The sequence below is a fragment of the Streptomyces sp. NBC_00704 genome, assembly GCF_036226605.1.
Taxonomy (GTDB): domain Bacteria; phylum Actinomycetota; class Actinomycetes; order Streptomycetales; family Streptomycetaceae; genus Streptomyces.
Genome location: NZ_CP109000.1, coordinates 5,826,437 through 5,841,137 on the forward strand (window position 1 = coordinate 5,826,437; position 14,701 = coordinate 5,841,137).

The following is a 14,701-nucleotide window of genomic DNA, read 5'->3' on the forward strand; positions in this document are numbered from 1 at the left end:
TCACGACGGCCCCCGGACCCTGTACTCGATCCTGACTCCGGGGGCCGCGCAAGCCCTGCGGAAGCGGTCGCCGGCGCCGATCGGCGCGCTGGACTTCGTGCTGAACGGGTCGCTCGCCAGTATCCGCACGGCCCTGTCCCGTCCCGCCCGGCGTTCGCCGGACGCGGCGTCGTACGCGGCCTGTGCCTCGACGGTGAACTGAACGCGTACTCGGTCATGTCCGGAGCGTGCCGGCCCGCGATACCGTCGGCGCATGAGCATTCGTGCCGTGGTCTGGGACGTGGACGACACCCTCTTCGACTACACGACCGCCGACCGCGAGGGCATGCGGTCGTACCTCACCACCGAGCGGCTGCTCGACCGCTTCGGCACCGCGGAGGAGGCCCTCGCGCGCTGGCGGGAGGTGACCGACCAGCAGTGGGCGCGGTTCTCCGCGGGCGGGATGACCTTCGAGGACCAGCGCCGCGACCGGGTACGGGCGTTCCTGGAGCGACCGGAGCTGACCGACGACGAGGCCGACGCCTGGTTCCGCCGCTACATCACGCACTACGAGGCGGCCTGGTCGCTCTTCCCCGACGTCCTGCCCGTGCTCGACGCCCTCGCCGCCAGCCACCGCCACGCCGTGCTGTCGAACTCCAGCATCCACGTGCAGGACCACAAGCTGCGCGTCCTCGGCGTCCACGACCGTTTCGAGGCCGTCCTGTGCGCAGCGGAGCTGGGCGTCTCCAAGCCGGAGGCGGCCGCCTTCCTCGCGGCCTGCGAGGCCCTCTCCCTGCCCCCGCACGAGGTGGCCTACGTCGGCGACCATCCGGAGATCGACGGACGGGGCGCCGCCGACGCCGGACTCCTGTCGGTGTGGATCGACCGCCCCGGAGGCGGCGCCACCGTCGAGCTCCCGTCCGGCCGGCACCGCATCGTCAGCCTCGCCGAACTTCCCGCGCTGCTCGGCGCGGATACCCGTTTTGGAGCGCAGTCCACCTTCGGGTAATGTTCTTCCTGCGCCGCCGGAGAGCGGGCCGAAAGGCCGGACCGGAGGAGCGAAACTAGAACGAGATCCCCTTCGGGGCTTGCGTTCCAGTGGCCTATGGTGTAATTGGCAGCACGACTGATTCTGGTTCAGTTAGTCTTGGTTCGAGTCCAGGTAGGCCAGCTCGCAGAGCTCATCTGCGCACGTGGAGATCATCTCCGCAAACGCCCCCGTTGTGTAGCGGCCTAGCACGCCGCCCTCTCAAGGCGGTAGCGCCGGTTCGAATCCGGTCGGGGGTACAGATCCTTCCCGCGGGGGGAGTTCGGGTAGCTCCCGCTCACCTCGATGCAGGATCGCTAGGGCCCCCGTTGTGTAGCGGCCTAGCACGCCGCCCTCTCAAGGCGGTAGCGCCGGTTCGAATCCGGTCGGGGGTACAAACTGGTCTAAACCACATTGGTCTATGGTGTAATTGGCAGCACGACTGATTCTGGTTCAGTTAGTCTAGGTTCGAGTCCTGGTAGACCAGCTCGGATCTGCGGCGGTGCAGTTCACTCGCTCGCAAGATCCTCGCCCCCGTTGTGTAGCGGCCTAGCACGCCGCCCTCTCAAGGCGGTAGCGCCGGTTCGAATCCGGTCGGGGGTACGCATCAGGCAAGGCCCTCCACTCCGGTGGGGGGCCTTCCTCGTGCGTCCGCGGGCGTCCCGACCACTCCTGTGACCGCGCTCACTCGAAGCCGTACCGCCGGGCCGACTCCTCCTCCTGCGCCAGCCGGTGCAGCGCCTGAAGCATCGGCTCGACGAGGATCGCGCCGAGCACCGCCGTCTCGACCCGCTCGGCCTCCGACTCCTGCGTCTCCACGAAGTCGAGGTCCAGCGAGGCCGCCCGGTGCATCAACCGGGCGTAGGACGCGAGGAGTTCGGCGTCCCACTCGTAGCCGAGCCGGCGCAGCGCGGCCACCGACACCACCAGCGAACGGTAGGCGGGGGACAGGGACGTCAGCAGCCGGGCGTTCTCCCAGCCCAGGCCCGCGAGCAGCTCGTCCGTCTCCTGACGCGCCGCGCGCACGTGGTCGTCGTCCGTGTCCGGCTCGGGCGCCTGGGGCAGCGCCCACAGGGCCGCGCCGAGGCGCATCGTGCGGCCCAGGGAGTCGTCGTCGACATGGCCGAGCACCTCGCGGACCGTGGCCACCGGCAGCCGGCCCACCTGGATCATCGCGCGCACCAGCCGCAGCCGGCGCAGATGCTCCTCGTCGTACTCCGCGGTGGTCCGGTTGACCTGGCGGCCGGGCGGCAACAGGCCTTCGCGCAGGTAGTACTTGATCGTCGCGGTGGACACACCGCTGCGTTCGCTCAGTTCGGCCAGTCGCATGTCTTGCGTCTCTCCTTGGGAAGCGCCACTATCCAAGCATGTCTGTCGAAGCCACCCGCACCACCGCGGACGCCCGGGGAGACGTGGTCGTCCTCCTGATCGGCATGCGCGTCAACCACTTCTGGGCCGTGCACCAGTGGGTGCCGGTCATGCTGGCCATGTTCCGCATGCTCGCGGAGCTGAAGAAGGACCCGGAGCGCGGGCTGCTCTCCCGGGTGCTGCTGACGGCCTCGCCCCGCACGTACTACGTCGTCCAGTACTGGGAGTCCAAGGAGAAGCTCTACGCCTACGCGACCGCGCCCGACGCCTTCCACCACGAGGCGTGGGCGAAGATCAACCGCATGGAACGGCGCGGGCGGATCCGCGGTCACGTCGGGATCTGGCACGAGACGTATGTCGTGCCGGAGGGCTCCTACGAGGCGGTCTACGGGGACATGCCCGCGTTCGGCCTCGCGGCCGCGCACGGGCAGATCCCGCTGGAACAGCGGGGACGGTACGCCAGGGACCGGTTCGCGCACCGGTCGGCGCCGTAGGGGAGAGGGCCGCCGCGGCGTTGAGGCTGCCCTCGTCCCCCCCCCCCGGCGGGTCAGCCCGTCCTGCGCAGCGCCTCCGACAGACGGGCCGCCGCGTCGATCACGGCCTGTGCGTGCATACGGCCCGGATGCCGGGTCAGGCGCTCGATCGGGCCCGACACGGAGACGGCGGCCACCACGCGGTTCGAGGGACCGCGCACGGGGGCCGACACCGAGGCCACGCCCGGCTCGCGCTCGCCGATGGACTGGGCCCAGCCGCGGCGCCGCACGCCCGACAGGGCCGTCGCCGTGAACCGGGCGCCCTGGAGGCCGCGGTGCAGGCGCTCGGGCTCCTCCCAGGCCATCAGGATCTGCGCGGAGGAGCCGGCCTTCATCGTCAGCGTGGAGCCCACCGGGACCGTGTCCCGAAGACCGGACAGGCGTTCCGCCGCGGCCACGCAGATGCGCATGTCGCCCTGGCGGCGGTAGAGCTGCGCGCTCTCGCCCGTGATGTCCCGCAGGTGGGTGAGCACCGGGCCGGCGGTGGCCAGCAGGCGGTCCTCGCCCGCGGCCGCGGCCAGCTCGGCCAGCCGGGGGCCCAGGATGAACCGTCCCTGCATGTCCCGCGCCACCATACGGTGGTGTTCCAGTGCCACGGCCAGACGATGGGCCGTGGGTCGTGCGAGTCCGGTGGCAGCGACCAAGCCTGCGAGGGTGGCCGGACCGGACTCCAGGGCGCTCAGGACAAGGGCTGCCTTGTCCAGGACGCCGACGCCGCTACTGTTGTCCATGAAACGATACTCCCGTCTCACTCTGTGAAACGCAAGTTCATTTTTCCGTGAGACGCGCAACCCTTGGAGACATGACGGCCCGCAGACCAACGGGCCTGGCGGCGAGTGCCCGGGAACGCCGAGAACACGACGAGGGCGTCGCCTCCACCAGATCTCTAGTTGGGCCGGTGCTCCTGCGCCGGCCGGAGGGAAAGCGATGGGTAGGACACTCGCGGAGAAGGTCTGGGACGACCACGTCGTCCGGCGCGCCGAGGGCGAGCCCGACCTCCTCTTCATCGATCTGCACCTGCTGCACGAGGTGACCAGCCCCCAGGCCTTCGACGGCCTCCGTCAGAACGGCCGCCCGGTGCGGCGTCTCGACCTCACCATCGCGACCGAGGACCACAACACCCCGACTCTCGACATCGACAAGCCGATCGCCGACCCGGTCTCGCGCGCCCAGCTGGAGACGCTGCGCAAGAACTGCGCCGAGTTCGGCGTGCGGCTGCACCCCCTCGGCGACGTCGAGCAGGGCGTGGTGCACGTCGTGGGCCCGCAGTTGGGCCTGACCCAGCCCGGCATGACCGTCGTCTGCGGCGACTCGCACACCTCCACGCACGGGGCCTTCGGTGCGCTGGCGTTCGGCATCGGCACCTCGCAGGTGGAGCACGTGCTGGCCACCCAGACGCTGCCGCTGGCCCGCCCGAGGACCATGGCGATCACGGTCGACGGCGAGCTGCCCGACGGCGTCACCGCCAAGGACCTGATCCTGGCGATCATCGCGAAGATCGGCACCGGCGGCGGCCAGGGCTACATCCTGGAGTACCGCGGCTCCGCCATCGAGAAGCTCTCGATGGAGGCCCGGATGACCATCTGCAACATGTCGATCGAGGCCGGCGCCCGCGCGGGCATGATCGCCCCCGACGAGACCACCTTCGCCTACCTCGAGGGCCGCGCCCACGCGCCCGAGGGCGAGGACTGGGACGCCGCCGTCGCGTACTGGAAGACGCTGAGGACGGACGACGACGCCGAGTTCGACGCCGAGGTCGTCATCGACGCCGCCGCGCTGTCGCCGTTCGTCACCTGGGGCACCAACCCCGGCCAGGGCGCGCCGCTTTCGGCCCACGTCCCCGACCCGGCTTCGTACGAAGACGCCTCGGAGCGCTTCGCCGCCGAAAAGGCCCTGGAGTACATGGGGTTGGAGGCCGGACAGCCGCTGCGCTCCATCAACGTGGACACCGTCTTCGTAGGTTCCTGCACCAACGGCCGCATCGAGGACCTGCGCGCCGCCGCCGCGATCGTCGAGGGCCGCAAAGTCGCCGACGGCGTACGGATGCTGGTCGTCCCCGGCTCGGCGCGGGTCGGCCTCCAGGCCGTCTCCGAGGGCCTGGACGTCGTCTTCAAGGAGGCCGGCGCCGAATGGCGGCACGCGGGCTGCTCGATGTGCCTCGGCATGAACCCCGACCAGCTCGCGCCGGGTGAGCGCTCCGCGTCCACCTCCAACCGCAACTTCGAGGGCCGGCAGGGCAAGGGCGGGCGCACCCACCTGGTGTCGCCGCAGGTCGCGGCCGCCACGGCCGTCCTGGGGCACCTGGCCTCCCCGGCCGACCTGTCCGACGCCGAGAACCGCACGCCCGCTGGAGTCTGATCAGTCATGGAAGCATTCACCACGCACACCGGCCGGGCCGTCCCGCTGCGCCGCTCCAACGTCGACACCGACCAGATCATCCCTGCTCACTGGCTCAAGAAGGTCACGCGGGACGGCTTCGAGGACGGACTGTTCGAGGCCTGGCGCAAGGACCCGGAGTTCATCCTCAACCGCCCCGAGCGGCAGGGCGCGAGCGTGCTGGTCGCCGGCCCCGACTTCGGCACCGGCTCCTCCCGTGAGCACGCCGTCTGGGCGTTGCAGAACTACGGCTTCAAGGCCGTGATCTCCTCCCGCTTCGCCGACATCTTCCGGGGCAACTCGCTCAAGAACGGCCTGCTCACGGTCGTCCTGGACCAGAAGACCGTGGAGGCGCTCCAGGACCTGAGCGAGAAGGACCCGACGGCCGAGATCACCGTCGACCTGGAGGCCCGCGAGGTGCGCGCCGAGGGCGTCACCGCGGCCTTCGAGCTCGACGAGAACGCCCGTTGGCGGCTGCTCAACGGCCTGGACGACATCTCCATCACCCTCCGGGACGAGGGCGACATCGCCGCCTACGAGGCCAAGCGCCCGTCGTACAAGCCGAGGACGCTCCCGGTCTGATCACGGAGCCCGGCACGCCCCGGGCAGGTCGAGTTTCGGCCACCGCGACACCCCCGCCGTACCCCCGATCCCGCCGATCGGGGGTACGGCTGTGTCTGCACCCGTTCGGCCCTGCGGTCCCCGTCCGCCGCCGCCAACTTCCCACGTTAGGCGGGGTGTTGCCGGGGTACGCGGCTGATGACGACGCGACCGCCGCAGGTGCCGGAACGGCCGTCCGAGGCGGCAGTTGCCCCCTGAGCGGGCGACAACTCGCCCCAGATGGCACAATCTGTGCATGGAACACGACGGCCAACTCGAGCTCTATACGGCGGTCGCGAACCAACTCAAGGAAGCGCACGCGAGGGTGCGCGCACTGCAAGTCCCGGAGGGCGTACGGATGGCGCTGACCCGGAAGCTGCTGGTCATTACGGCCGCGGCCAAGCACGATCTCGCCGATGCGACAAGGCGTCTGGAGCGGTTCATGGCGGACCTCGACGAAGGGCGAACGCCCGAAGAGGGGCGTTGATCGCCTCCGGAGCCGCCGATTTCGTTGCGGCACAAGGGTGATTAGCCCGTTTCGTGTTTGATTTGCGGTATATATCTGCCTAACGTGCGAAAAAGCTTGAACGTATCGTTCCGGCTAATGTCTCCGAAGGGGAAGACGTGAACAAGGCGCAGCTCGTAGAAGCGATTGCCGACAAGGTGGGCGGCCGCCAGCAGGCCGCCGACGCGGTCGACGCGGTCCTGGACGCCATCGTCCGCGCGACGGTCGCCGGCGACCGGGTCTCGGTCACCGGCTTCGGTTCGTTCGAGAAGGTCGACCGGCCGGCCCGCTACGCCCGCAACCCCCAGACGGGCGAGCGGGTGCGGGTCAAGAAGACGTCTGTCCCGCGCTTCCGCGCGGGCCAGGGCTTCAAGGACCTGGTGAGCGGGTCGAAGAAGCTTCCCCGCGGTGGCGAGGTCGCCGTCAAGAAGGCCCCCAAGGGCAGCCTGACCGGCGGTTCTTCCGCCACGGTCAAGAAGGCCGCCGCGAAGAAGGCCTCCCCCTCGACGAGGGCCGGCGCCGCGAAGAAGACCACGGCCGCGGCGAAGAAGACGACGGGCGCGGCGAAGAAGACCACGGGCGCCGCCAAGAAGACGACGGCCAAGAAGACCACCGCCAAGAAGGCGACTCCGGCGGCCGCGAAGAAGACCACGGCCGCCAAGTCGGCCACCGCCAAGAAGACGACGGCGAAGAAGGCCCCGGCCGCGAAGAAGGCGACGGCCACCAAGGCCCCCGCCAAGAAGTCGACCGCGCGCAAGACCACCGCCAAGAAGGCCACCGCCCGCAAGGCGTAGGGCAGCTGGGGCACTCACACGCCGGGCCGGACTCCGCACGGAGCCCGGCCCGCGGCGTGTGCGCGGAGCGCTCAGAAGGTCTGCAGCGTCACCAGGGTGATCCGCGGGCCGGCGCCGTCGCCACCGTCCTCCGTCTCCACGCGCACCCGCTGTCCGGGCCGCAGCAGCCGCAGCCCGCCCGCGTCGAACGCCGACGCGTCGAAGGGGACGGGAGTGCCGTCGTCCAGCAGCACCTGTCCGCTGCGCGTGGCGGGGTCGTACGTGTACGCGGTCGCCTGCATGTGCGGCAGCCTACTGCCCCGGGATCAGCAGCCGCGCGGTCGCCGCGGCCGTCCGGGGCCCCACCCCCAGGGCCAGCGCCGCACGCAGGTCCTCGCCGGTGTCCACGTCCCGGCGCACGGAATCCACCGCGTCGAGACGGAGTTCCTCGGCTCCGCGGGCCCGGTGACGGGCACGGGAATCCGCGCCGAACGCGGGCCGCAACGCGCTTCCCGGAGCGGCGGTGAGAAGAGTCGTGCCGATCGCGGCCGCGTCGGCGAGAAAAGCACGGGGGAATTCGGCGGCCGCCTCCAGAACGCGCGTCAATTCCGGTGGGCGCAGCGCGGGCAGGTCGGCGTTGAGGGCCGCGAGCGCGGAATCCGGACGAAAGGCCCGTACGGCGGCCGCGCCGTGCTCCAGGGCGGCGTTGAGGCCCGCGCGCGGCTCGTCCGGGACGATCCGGGCGCCCAGCGCCGCCAGGGAACGCGCGGCCAGCGCGTCGTCCGTGACTACGGCCACATCCCGCACCGCGGCCGAGGCCAGCGCCGCCGCCACGGTGTCCTCGGCGAAGGCCAGGGCGAGACCGGGGCGCAGCCCGTCGGCGGCGGTGTCCGCGAGTCTGCTCTTGGCCAGCGCCAAGGGCTTCAGGGGTATGACCAAGGTCCACTGCACCGGTGTACCGTCCCTCTCTCGTCGCGGCCATTGTCACCCGGCCCGTCGGCACGCCGCGGAGGCGGGCGTACGGTGTTCTCGACAGACCAGCGGCCCGGGGCGACACTTGTGCGGCCCCGGGTCCAGGAGCAGGCCTCGGGAAGTCCTAGAGGAAGGTGTCCGCGTGCCCCGCCGCAGAATCGGCTTCTGGTACCGCTTCGCAGCGGTCCTCTGCAAACCCTGGCTGGTGGTTCTGATCAAGCGGGACTGGCGCGGAATGGAGCACATTCCGGCAGAGGGTGGATTTATCACCGCGGTGAACCACAATTCGCATGTCGACCCCTTCGCGTACGCCCATTTCCAGTACAACACCGGGCGGGTGCCGCGATTCCTCGCGAAGAGCGGGCTTTTCAGGGAGGGATTCGTCGGAGCCGCGATGCGCGGCACCGGGCAGATCCCCGTGTACCGCGAGAGCACGGACGCGCTGAGCGCCTTCCGGGCCGCGATCGACGCCGTGGAACGCGGCGAGTGCGTCGCGTTCTACCCCGAGGGCACCCTCACCCGCGACCCCGACGGCTGGCCCATGACCGCCAAGACCGGCGCGGCCCGCGTGGCCCTGCAGACCAGGTGCCCGGTGATCCCCGTCGCCCAGTGGGGCGCCAACGAACTGCTGCCGCCCTACGCCAAGAAGCCCCACCTCTTCCCGCGCAAGACCCACCATGTGCTCGCCGGCCCGCCCGTGGACCTCTCGCGGTTCTACGGCCACGAGATGACCCCCGAGCTGCTGAAGGAGGCGACGGAGGTCATCATGGCGGCCGTCACCGCCCAGCTGGAGGAGATCCGCGGCGAGAAGGCGCCCGAGAGGCCCTACGACCCGCGCCGGGAGCGGATCGAGCAGCGCCGCCGCACGCAGTCGCAGACCGGCCGCGCGCAGGACCGTCACGAGGGGGAGAACAGCAAGTGAGCAAGTCCGTGAAGGCGGCGGTGTTCAGCGCCGGTTCGTGGGGGACGGCGTTCGGCATGGTGCTCGCCGACGCCGGGTGCGACGTCACCCTGTGGGCGCGCCGCCCCGAGGTCGCCGACGCGATCAACACCACCCGGACCAACCCCGACTACTTCCCCGGCGTCGAGCTCCCGGACGGTCTGCGGGCCACGACGGACCCGGCCGAGGCCGCCGCCGGCGCCGACTACACCGTGCTGTCGGTGCCCTCGCAGACGCTGCGCGCCAACCTCGCCGACTGGGCGCCGCTGCTCGCCCCGGGCACCGTCCTGGTGTCGTTGATGAAGGGCGTCGAACTCGGTACGACCATGCGGATGAGCGAGGTGATCGAGGACGTCGCCAAGGTGGGCCCCGGCCGCGTCGCGGTGGTCACCGGTCCCAACCTCGCCAAGGAGATCGCCTCCCGCAGGCCGGCCGCCGCCGTGGTCGCCTGCACCGACGAGGCCGTCGCCCAGCGGCTCCAGGCCGCCTGCCACACGCCCTACTTCCGGCCCTACACCAACACCGACGTGGTGGGCTGCGAGCTGGGCGGCGCGGTGAAGAACGTCATCGGGCTCGCGGTCGGCATCGCCGACGGCATGGGCCTCGGCGACAACGCCAAGGGCTCGCTGATCACCCGCGGGCTCGCCGAGACGACCCGGCTGGGCCTGGCCATGGGCGCGGACCCGCTCACCTTCGCCGGACTCGCCGGTCTGGGCGACCTGGTGGCCACGTGCTCCTCGCCGCTGTCCCGCAACCACACCTTCGGCACCAACCTCGGCAAGGGCATGACCCTCCAGGAGACCATCGCGGTCACCCGGCAGACCGCCGAGGGCGTCAAGTCCTGTGAGTCGGTGCTGGATCTGGCCCGCCGGCACGGCGTCGACATGCCGATCACCGAGACGGTCGTCGCCATCGTGCACGAGGGCAAGCCTCCGGTCGTCGCCGTCAAGGAGCTGATGTCGCGCAGCGCGAAGCCCGAACGACGCTGAGCGACCCCGGCGGGCGGACGCTGACTCCCGGCCCTACCACCGGGTACTCTCACACCGATATGAGCACCGAGAACCTCCCCCAGAGCCCTCAGCAGCCCGTCCGCAAGCCGCGGGTGGCCGTCGTCTTCGGCGGCCGCAGCTCCGAGCACGGGATCTCCGTGGTGACCGCCGGCGCGGTCCTCAGGGCCATCGACCGGACCAAGTACGAGGTCCTGCCGATCGGCATCACGCGCGAGGGCCGCTGGTTCCTCACCGCCGACGCGCCCGAGCGCATGGCGATCGCCGACCGCCGCACGCCCGACGTCGAGGAGCTCGCCGAGTCGCGGGACGGCGGAGTGGTGCTCCCCGTCGACCCCGCCAACCGCGAAGTCGTCTACTACGAGCCCGGATCGGTGCCGAAGGCGCTCGGCGAGGTCGACGTCGTCTTCCCGGTGCTGCACGGCCCCTACGGCGAGGACGGCACGCTCCAGGGCCTGCTGGAGCTGTCCGGCGTCCCCTACGTGGGCGCGGGCGTGCTCGCCTCGGCCGTGGGCCAGGACAAGGAGTACATGAAGCGGGTGTTCACCTCCTTCGGGCTCAAGGTCGGCCCGTACGTGGTGATCCGCCCGCGCGAGTGGGCGCAGGACGAGTCCGCCGCCCGCAAGAAGATCGTCGACTTCGCGGGCGAGCACGGCTGGCCGCTCTTCGTGAAGCCCGCGCGCGCGGGTTCGTCCATCGGCATCACCAAGGTCGACGACCTGTCCGGCCTGGACGAGGCGATCGCCGAGGCCCAGCGCCACGACCCGAAGATCCTCGTCGAGGCGGCGCTGCGGGGCCGCGAGATCGAGTGCGGCGTCCTGGAGTTCGAGGACGGCCCGCGCGCGTCCCTCCCGGCCGAGATCCCGCCGCCGGACGCGCACGCCTACTACGACTTCGACGCCAAGTACATCGACTCGACCCCGGGGATCGTCCCGGCGCCGCTGACGGACGAGGAGACGGCGCAGGTCCGCAGGCTGGCGGTGGAGGCCTTCGACGCGGCGTCCTGCGAGGGCCTGGTCCGCGCGGACTTCTTCCTCACCGAGGACGGCGAGTTCGTCATCAACGAGATCAACACGATGCCCGGCTTCACGCCGATCTCGATGTACCCCAAGATGTGGCAGGAGACCGGGATCGGCTACCCCGAGCTGGTGGACCGCCTGGTGCAGGCGGCGCTGCGCAGGTCCACGGGCCTGCGCTGACCCCCGGCTCGGAGCCGTCAGGCGGCCCGGTCCGGGGCCGCGACCCCGGCGGAACCGGCCGGATCCGCACGAACAGGACACTCGGCGCACGCGGCCGTGCAGGCCGTGCAGGACCTAGTCGGCGATCCCCTCGGGGATCGCCTTCTTCACGGCCGGGGCGACGTCGACGAGCGGCGCCATGCCGTCCCCCGTGCGCTTCTCGGGGATCGTCACCTCCACATACGCCTTGCGCAGGGTGGTGGTGAAACGGAACGCCCCGCCGTCCCGCTTCTCCAGCAGCCAGCCCACCCCGTCCACTTCGACGCCCTCGGCCTCGGAGTCGTTCATCTTCGCGGGTCGTTCCACACCGCAGCGCAGTATGATCGCCGGGTTCCCCCAGCCCGCGGTCAGCGCGGACGCGGGCGAGGGATCCCGGCGGTCGAGGTCGTCCACGGCGGACGGCAGCGCCTCGTCCAGGTTTCGGCACAGCTCGGTGACCGCTGCCGTGGGACTGGGAACCGCCGTCGACGTGGCGCCGTCTGCTGAGGAGCAGCCCCCCGCAGCGAGCAGGAGAGCGAGCGAGGGCAGGACGACGGGCCGGTGACGGAAAAGGTTCACCGGCCAAGGTTAGACGGGGGCTACAGATGGACCACCGGGCAGGTCAGGGTGCGGGTGATCCCGTCCACCTGCTGGACCTTGGCGACCACCATGCGGCCGAGGTCGTCCACGGTGTCGGCCTGGGCTCGCACGATCACGTCATAGGGTCCCGTCACGTCCTCGGCCTGGACCACGCCAGGGATTCTGCCGATCTCCTCGGCGACGGTCGACGCTTTGCCGACGTCCGTCTGGATGAGGATGTACGCCTGTACCACGGAACCTCCAGGGCGGCCACGAGGATCATGTGGGGAAAAGGAACGCCACGGTATCGCGTCGCCGCGCGCCGCGGGGAGACCTACGAGGACCACGGCTCGCGCGCCGGGGTACGGGGGCACGGAAGAAGACGACGGTCGCCTCGACCGTATCGAGGACACTGGGTATGCGCGACCGGGCACGGACAGGTACAGAAGGGGCCGAAGGGCAAATGAAGGGCACTGTTGGTGAACTCGGCGAGTTCGGGCTCATCAGGGAGCTCACCTCCCGTCTCACCACCACCCCCGCGGTCCGGGTCGGCCCCGGCGACGACGCCGCGGTGGTCGCCGCGCCCGACCGCAGGGTCGTGGCCAGCACCGACATCCTGCTGGAGGGCCGGCACTTCCGCCGCGACTGGTCGACGGCCTACGACGTCGGACGCAAGGCCGCCGCGCAGAACCTCGCCGACATCGCCGCCATGGGCGCGGTGCCGACGGCCCTGCTGCTCGGCCTCGTGGTGCCCGCCGAGCTGCCCGTGACCTGGCCGTCGGAGATGATGGACGGACTGCGCGACGAGTGCCAGGTGGCGGGCGCCTCCGTGGTCGGCGGCGACGTCGTGCGGGGCGACACGATCATGGTGTCGATCACCGCGCTCGGCGATCTGCGCAACCAGGAGCCCGTCACCCGCGGCGGAGCCCAGCCCGGCGACCTCGTCGCGGTGACCGGGTGGCTCGGCTGGTCCGCCGCCGGGTACGCGGTCCTCTCCCGCGGCTTCCGCTCGCCCCGCGCCTTCGTGGAGGCCCACCGCCGTCCCGAGCCGCCCTACCACGCCGGTCCGGCGGCCGCCGGGCTCGGCGCGACGGCGATGTGCGACGTCAGCGACGGGCTCATCGCCGACCTCGGGCACATCGCCGAGGCCAGCAAGGTCCGCATCGACATCCGTTCGGGCGCCATAGACATCCCCACCCAGATGAACGACATCGGACAGGCCGTCGGCGTCGACCCCATCCAGTGGGTGCTCACCGGGGGAGAGGACCACGCGATCGTGGCGACCTTCCCGCCGGACGTGAAACTGCCCGCCCGCTGGAAGGTGATCGGCGAGGTGCTCAACCCGTCCGCGCTGCCCCAGGTGACGGTCGACGGGGCGCCGTGGACCAGCAAGGGCGGCTGGGACCACTTCGGGGACATGGAGTCGTGACCGCCCGACCGGCCCCGCCCCGCGTGCTGACCGTGGCCGGCTCCGACTCCGCCGGCGGGGCCGGCGTCCAGGCCGACCTCAAGACGATGCTCGCCCTCGGGGTGCACGGCATGAGCGTCGTCACGGCCGTCACGGCGCAGAACTCCCTCGGCGTGCAGGGGGCTTGGGAGCTGCCGGCGGAGGCGGTCCGTGCCCAGTACCGCAGCGTCGTCGACGACGTCGGCGTCCAGGCCGTCAAGACGGGCATGCTCTCCTCCGCCGAACTCGTCGAGACCGTCGCCGAGTTGCTGGCCGGGACGGACGCGCCCGTCGTCGTCGACCCGGTCGGCGTCTCCAAGCACGGCGATCCGCTGCTGGCCGTCTCCGCGCTGGAGTCCGTGCGTACGAAGCTGCTGCCGCGGGCCACGGTCGCCACCCCCAACCTCGACGAGGTGGCCCGGCTGACGGGCGTGCGGGTCGAGTCCGAGGATCAGCTCAGGGAGGCGGCGGCCGCGGTGCTGGCGTTCGGACCGCGCTGGGCGCTGATCAAGGGCGGCCATCTGCCCGGCGACGCGGTGGACCTGCTGACGGACGGCGTCGAGGAGCACTGGCTGCGCGCCCGGCGGCACGACAACCGGCACACGCACGGCACCGGCTGCACCCTCGCGTCGGCGATCGCCTCGCACCTCGCGAAGGGACGGTCCGTGCCCGAGGCGGTGACGGCGGCGAAGAGCTACGTCACCGGGGCGATCGCCGCCGGCTTCGCGCTCGGGGCGGGCATCGGTCCCGTGGACCACGGCTGGGCCCTCGACCGGGACGTCCCGGCATCCTGACGGCCGTGCCCCGGCTGGTCGTGCTCCGGGTCGTCGAGCCTCGGACGGTCGCGTTTCGGACGGTCGGGCCCGTCGGGGACGGCAAAAAGCCGGTCCACACTGGGTGGACCGGCTCGATGCAGCGAACCAGCAGTGGCCGCGCGCGATGGGGATCCCGCCGGCTCGAACGGAGTCGAGCGCGGGGGAACGTGCGTCAGCGCGAGACCTTGCCGGCCTTGATGCACGAGGTGCAAGCGTTCACGCGCTTCGGCGTCCCGCCCACCACGGTACGGACGCGCTGGATGTTCGGGTTCCAGCGACGGGACGTACGGCGGTGCGAGTGCGAGATGTTGTTGCCGAAGCTCGGCCCCTTGCCACAGACGTCGCAGTTGGCAGCCACGGGTCACTCCAAAGACTTCAGATGCACTTACGGATGATCCCGGCATGCCGGGATCGGATCTAGGATCTGAGTGGCGGTGCCAGGGGGATGGCCCGATGCGGATCGGGCAACCGGAGCAGCATACAACGGCCGCGCCGGTACAACGAAACTACCATGGCTGCTCAGGGGCCCGGCCCCCGCCCGGAGCCGTCCCGCCCGCTCCGGC

18 protein-coding genes and 5 tRNA genes are annotated in these 14,701 nt (G+C 71.2%); 16 read left to right on the forward strand and 7 right to left on the reverse strand.

The genetic code is table 11. The features are described 5' to 3' along the window. Positions 1-253: 253 nt before the first annotated feature. The 6 genes from OG802_RS25420 (at position 254) to OG802_RS25445 (ending at position 1,609) form a co-directional block, all read left to right on the forward strand. Entirely contained in the window at positions 254-988 is a 735-nt protein-coding gene (locus OG802_RS25420) for an HAD family hydrolase (protein WP_329413964.1), read from the forward strand. Between the two features lie 90 nt (positions 989-1,078). Beyond that, positions 1,079-1,150 (forward strand) — tRNA-Gln (locus OG802_RS25425). A gap of 43 nt (positions 1,151-1,193) precedes the next feature. After that, positions 1,194-1,266, forward strand: a tRNA-Glu gene (locus OG802_RS25430). 62 nt (positions 1,267-1,328) lie between these two features. Beyond that, positions 1,329-1,401: transfer RNA gene (locus tag OG802_RS25435), tRNA-Glu, on the forward strand. A 20-nt stretch (positions 1,402-1,421) separates the two neighbouring features. Next, positions 1,422-1,493 (forward strand) — tRNA-Gln (locus OG802_RS25440). A 43-nt stretch (positions 1,494-1,536) separates the two neighbouring features. Further along, positions 1,537-1,609 (forward strand) — tRNA-Glu (locus tag OG802_RS25445). A gap of 81 nt (positions 1,610-1,690) precedes the next feature. On the opposite strand, the gene OG802_RS25450 is transcribed toward OG802_RS25445, so the two are convergent. Then, positions 1,691-2,335 carry a MerR family transcriptional regulator gene (locus tag OG802_RS25450; protein WP_329413967.1) on the reverse strand — a complete coding sequence of 215 codons (645 nt, stop codon included), beginning with the start codon at positions 2,333-2,335 and terminating at the stop codon, positions 1,691-1,693. Between the two features lie 38 nt (positions 2,336-2,373). Here OG802_RS25450 and OG802_RS25455 point away from each other — a divergent pair, with 38 nt between their 5' ends. Continuing rightward, on the forward strand, positions 2,374-2,868 hold the full coding sequence (locus OG802_RS25455; RefSeq protein ID WP_329413968.1) for a DUF4188 domain-containing protein: 495 nt from the start codon (positions 2,374-2,376) through the stop codon (positions 2,866-2,868). A 53-nt stretch (positions 2,869-2,921) separates the two neighbouring features. On the opposite strand, the gene ndgR is transcribed toward OG802_RS25455, so the two are convergent. Continuing rightward, positions 2,922-3,638, reverse strand: coding sequence for an IclR family transcriptional regulator NdgR (gene ndgR / locus OG802_RS25460; protein ID WP_007384919.1), 717 nt, complete (start codon positions 3,636-3,638; stop codon positions 2,922-2,924). Between the two features lie 196 nt (positions 3,639-3,834). Here ndgR and leuC point away from each other — a divergent pair, with 196 nt between their 5' ends. The 4 genes from leuC (at position 3,835) to OG802_RS25480 (ending at position 7,182) form a co-directional block, all read left to right on the forward strand. After that, complete coding sequence (gene leuC, locus OG802_RS25465; protein ID WP_329413971.1) at positions 3,835-5,265, forward strand: 3-isopropylmalate dehydratase large subunit; 1,431 nt, start codon at positions 3,835-3,837, stop codon at positions 5,263-5,265. Positions 5,266-5,271: 6 nt separating this feature from the next. Then, positions 5,272-5,865: a 3-isopropylmalate dehydratase small subunit gene (gene leuD, locus OG802_RS25470; RefSeq protein ID WP_329413973.1), complete on the forward strand. Its 594-nt coding sequence runs from the start codon at positions 5,272-5,274 to the stop codon at positions 5,863-5,865. A 274-nt stretch (positions 5,866-6,139) separates the two neighbouring features. Continuing rightward, a complete protein-coding gene (locus tag OG802_RS25475; protein WP_069773489.1) occupies positions 6,140-6,370 on the forward strand; it encodes a hypothetical protein in 231 nt (76 codons plus the stop codon). A 137-nt stretch (positions 6,371-6,507) separates the two neighbouring features. After that, positions 6,508-7,182, forward strand: a complete 675-nt coding sequence (locus OG802_RS25480; RefSeq protein WP_329413975.1) for an HU family DNA-binding protein — start codon at positions 6,508-6,510, stop codon at positions 7,180-7,182. Positions 7,183-7,253: 71 nt separating this feature from the next. On the opposite strand, the gene OG802_RS25485 is transcribed toward OG802_RS25480, so the two are convergent. Both OG802_RS25485 and cofC read right to left on the reverse strand, forming a co-directional pair. After that, on the reverse strand, positions 7,254-7,463 hold the full coding sequence (locus OG802_RS25485) for a hypothetical protein (protein ID WP_329413977.1): 210 nt from the start codon (positions 7,461-7,463) through the stop codon (positions 7,254-7,256). Positions 7,464-7,473: 10 nt separating this feature from the next. Continuing rightward, positions 7,474-8,112 (reverse strand): 2-phospho-L-lactate guanylyltransferase, encoded by a 639-nt coding sequence (cofC, locus tag OG802_RS25490; RefSeq protein ID WP_329413979.1) that lies wholly within the window; start codon positions 8,110-8,112, stop codon positions 7,474-7,476. Positions 8,113-8,275: 163 nt separating this feature from the next. Here cofC and OG802_RS25495 point away from each other — a divergent pair, with 163 nt between their 5' ends. The 3 genes from OG802_RS25495 to OG802_RS25505 are packed head-to-tail and all read left to right on the forward strand — an operon-like array spanning position 8,276 to position 11,279. Next, entirely contained in the window at positions 8,276-9,055 is a 780-nt protein-coding gene (locus OG802_RS25495) for a lysophospholipid acyltransferase family protein (protein WP_329413980.1), read from the forward strand. Further along, entirely contained in the window at positions 9,052-10,062 is a 1,011-nt protein-coding gene (locus OG802_RS25500; protein WP_329413982.1) for an NAD(P)H-dependent glycerol-3-phosphate dehydrogenase, read from the forward strand. Before OG802_RS25495 ends, OG802_RS25500 begins: the two co-directional genes overlap by 4 nt. Positions 10,063-10,121: 59 nt before the next feature. Continuing rightward, positions 10,122-11,279 (forward strand): D-alanine--D-alanine ligase family protein, encoded by a 1,158-nt coding sequence (locus OG802_RS25505; RefSeq protein WP_329413984.1) that lies wholly within the window; start codon positions 10,122-10,124, stop codon positions 11,277-11,279. Positions 11,280-11,393: 114 nt separating this feature from the next. Here the strand turns inward: OG802_RS25505 and OG802_RS25510 are convergent, their stop codons facing one another. Together OG802_RS25510 and OG802_RS25515 are read right to left on the reverse strand one after the other, a co-directional pair. Next, positions 11,394-11,876, reverse strand: a complete 483-nt coding sequence (locus OG802_RS25510) for a DUF3515 domain-containing protein (RefSeq protein WP_329413985.1) — start codon at positions 11,874-11,876, stop codon at positions 11,394-11,396. A 20-nt stretch (positions 11,877-11,896) separates the two neighbouring features. Beyond that, positions 11,897-12,130 carry an Lrp/AsnC family transcriptional regulator gene (locus OG802_RS25515; RefSeq protein WP_329413987.1) on the reverse strand — a complete coding sequence of 78 codons (234 nt, stop codon included), beginning with the start codon at positions 12,128-12,130 and terminating at the stop codon, positions 11,897-11,899. A gap of 209 nt (positions 12,131-12,339) precedes the next feature. Here OG802_RS25515 and OG802_RS25520 point away from each other — a divergent pair, with 209 nt between their 5' ends. Then, positions 12,340-13,305, forward strand: coding sequence for a thiamine-phosphate kinase (locus OG802_RS25520; protein WP_329413989.1), 966 nt, complete (start codon positions 12,340-12,342; stop codon positions 13,303-13,305). Beyond that, positions 13,302-14,117, forward strand: a complete 816-nt coding sequence (thiD, locus tag OG802_RS25525; protein WP_329413991.1) for a bifunctional hydroxymethylpyrimidine kinase/phosphomethylpyrimidine kinase — start codon at positions 13,302-13,304, stop codon at positions 14,115-14,117. Before OG802_RS25520 ends, thiD begins: the two co-directional genes overlap by 4 nt. A gap of 193 nt (positions 14,118-14,310) precedes the next feature. Here the strand turns inward: thiD and rpmB are convergent, their stop codons facing one another. Beyond that, a complete protein-coding gene (gene rpmB, locus OG802_RS25530) occupies positions 14,311-14,496 on the reverse strand; it encodes a 50S ribosomal protein L28 (protein WP_013000438.1) in 186 nt (61 codons plus the stop codon). Between the last annotated feature and the right edge of the window lie 205 nt (positions 14,497-14,701).

Bases quoted from the DNA above. Each gene is read 5' to 3' on its own strand.
- leuD (WP_329413973.1), top strand. From the start codon at position 5,272: ATGGAAGCATTCACCACGCACACCGGCCGGGCCGTCCCGCTGCGCCGC.
- OG802_RS25485 (WP_329413977.1), bottom strand. From the start codon at position 7,463: ATGCAGGCGACCGCGTACACGTACGACCCCGCCACGCGCAGCGGACAG.
- OG802_RS25475 (WP_069773489.1), top strand. From the start codon at position 6,140: ATGGAACACGACGGCCAACTCGAGCTCTATACGGCGGTCGCGAACCAA.
- OG802_RS25520 (WP_329413989.1), top strand. From the start codon at position 12,340: ATGAAGGGCACTGTTGGTGAACTCGGCGAGTTCGGGCTCATCAGGGAG.
- leuC (WP_329413971.1), top strand. From the start codon at position 3,835: ATGGGTAGGACACTCGCGGAGAAGGTCTGGGACGACCACGTCGTCCGG.
- OG802_RS25455 (WP_329413968.1), top strand. From the start codon at position 2,374: ATGTCTGTCGAAGCCACCCGCACCACCGCGGACGCCCGGGGAGACGTG.
- OG802_RS25505 (WP_329413984.1), top strand. From the start codon at position 10,122: ATGAGCACCGAGAACCTCCCCCAGAGCCCTCAGCAGCCCGTCCGCAAG.
- OG802_RS25450 (WP_329413967.1), bottom strand. From the start codon at position 2,335: ATGCGACTGGCCGAACTGAGCGAACGCAGCGGTGTGTCCACCGCGACG.
- ndgR (WP_007384919.1), bottom strand. From the start codon at position 3,638: ATGGACAACAGTAGCGGCGTCGGCGTCCTGGACAAGGCAGCCCTTGTC.
- OG802_RS25420 (WP_329413964.1), top strand. From the start codon at position 254: ATGAGCATTCGTGCCGTGGTCTGGGACGTGGACGACACCCTCTTCGAC.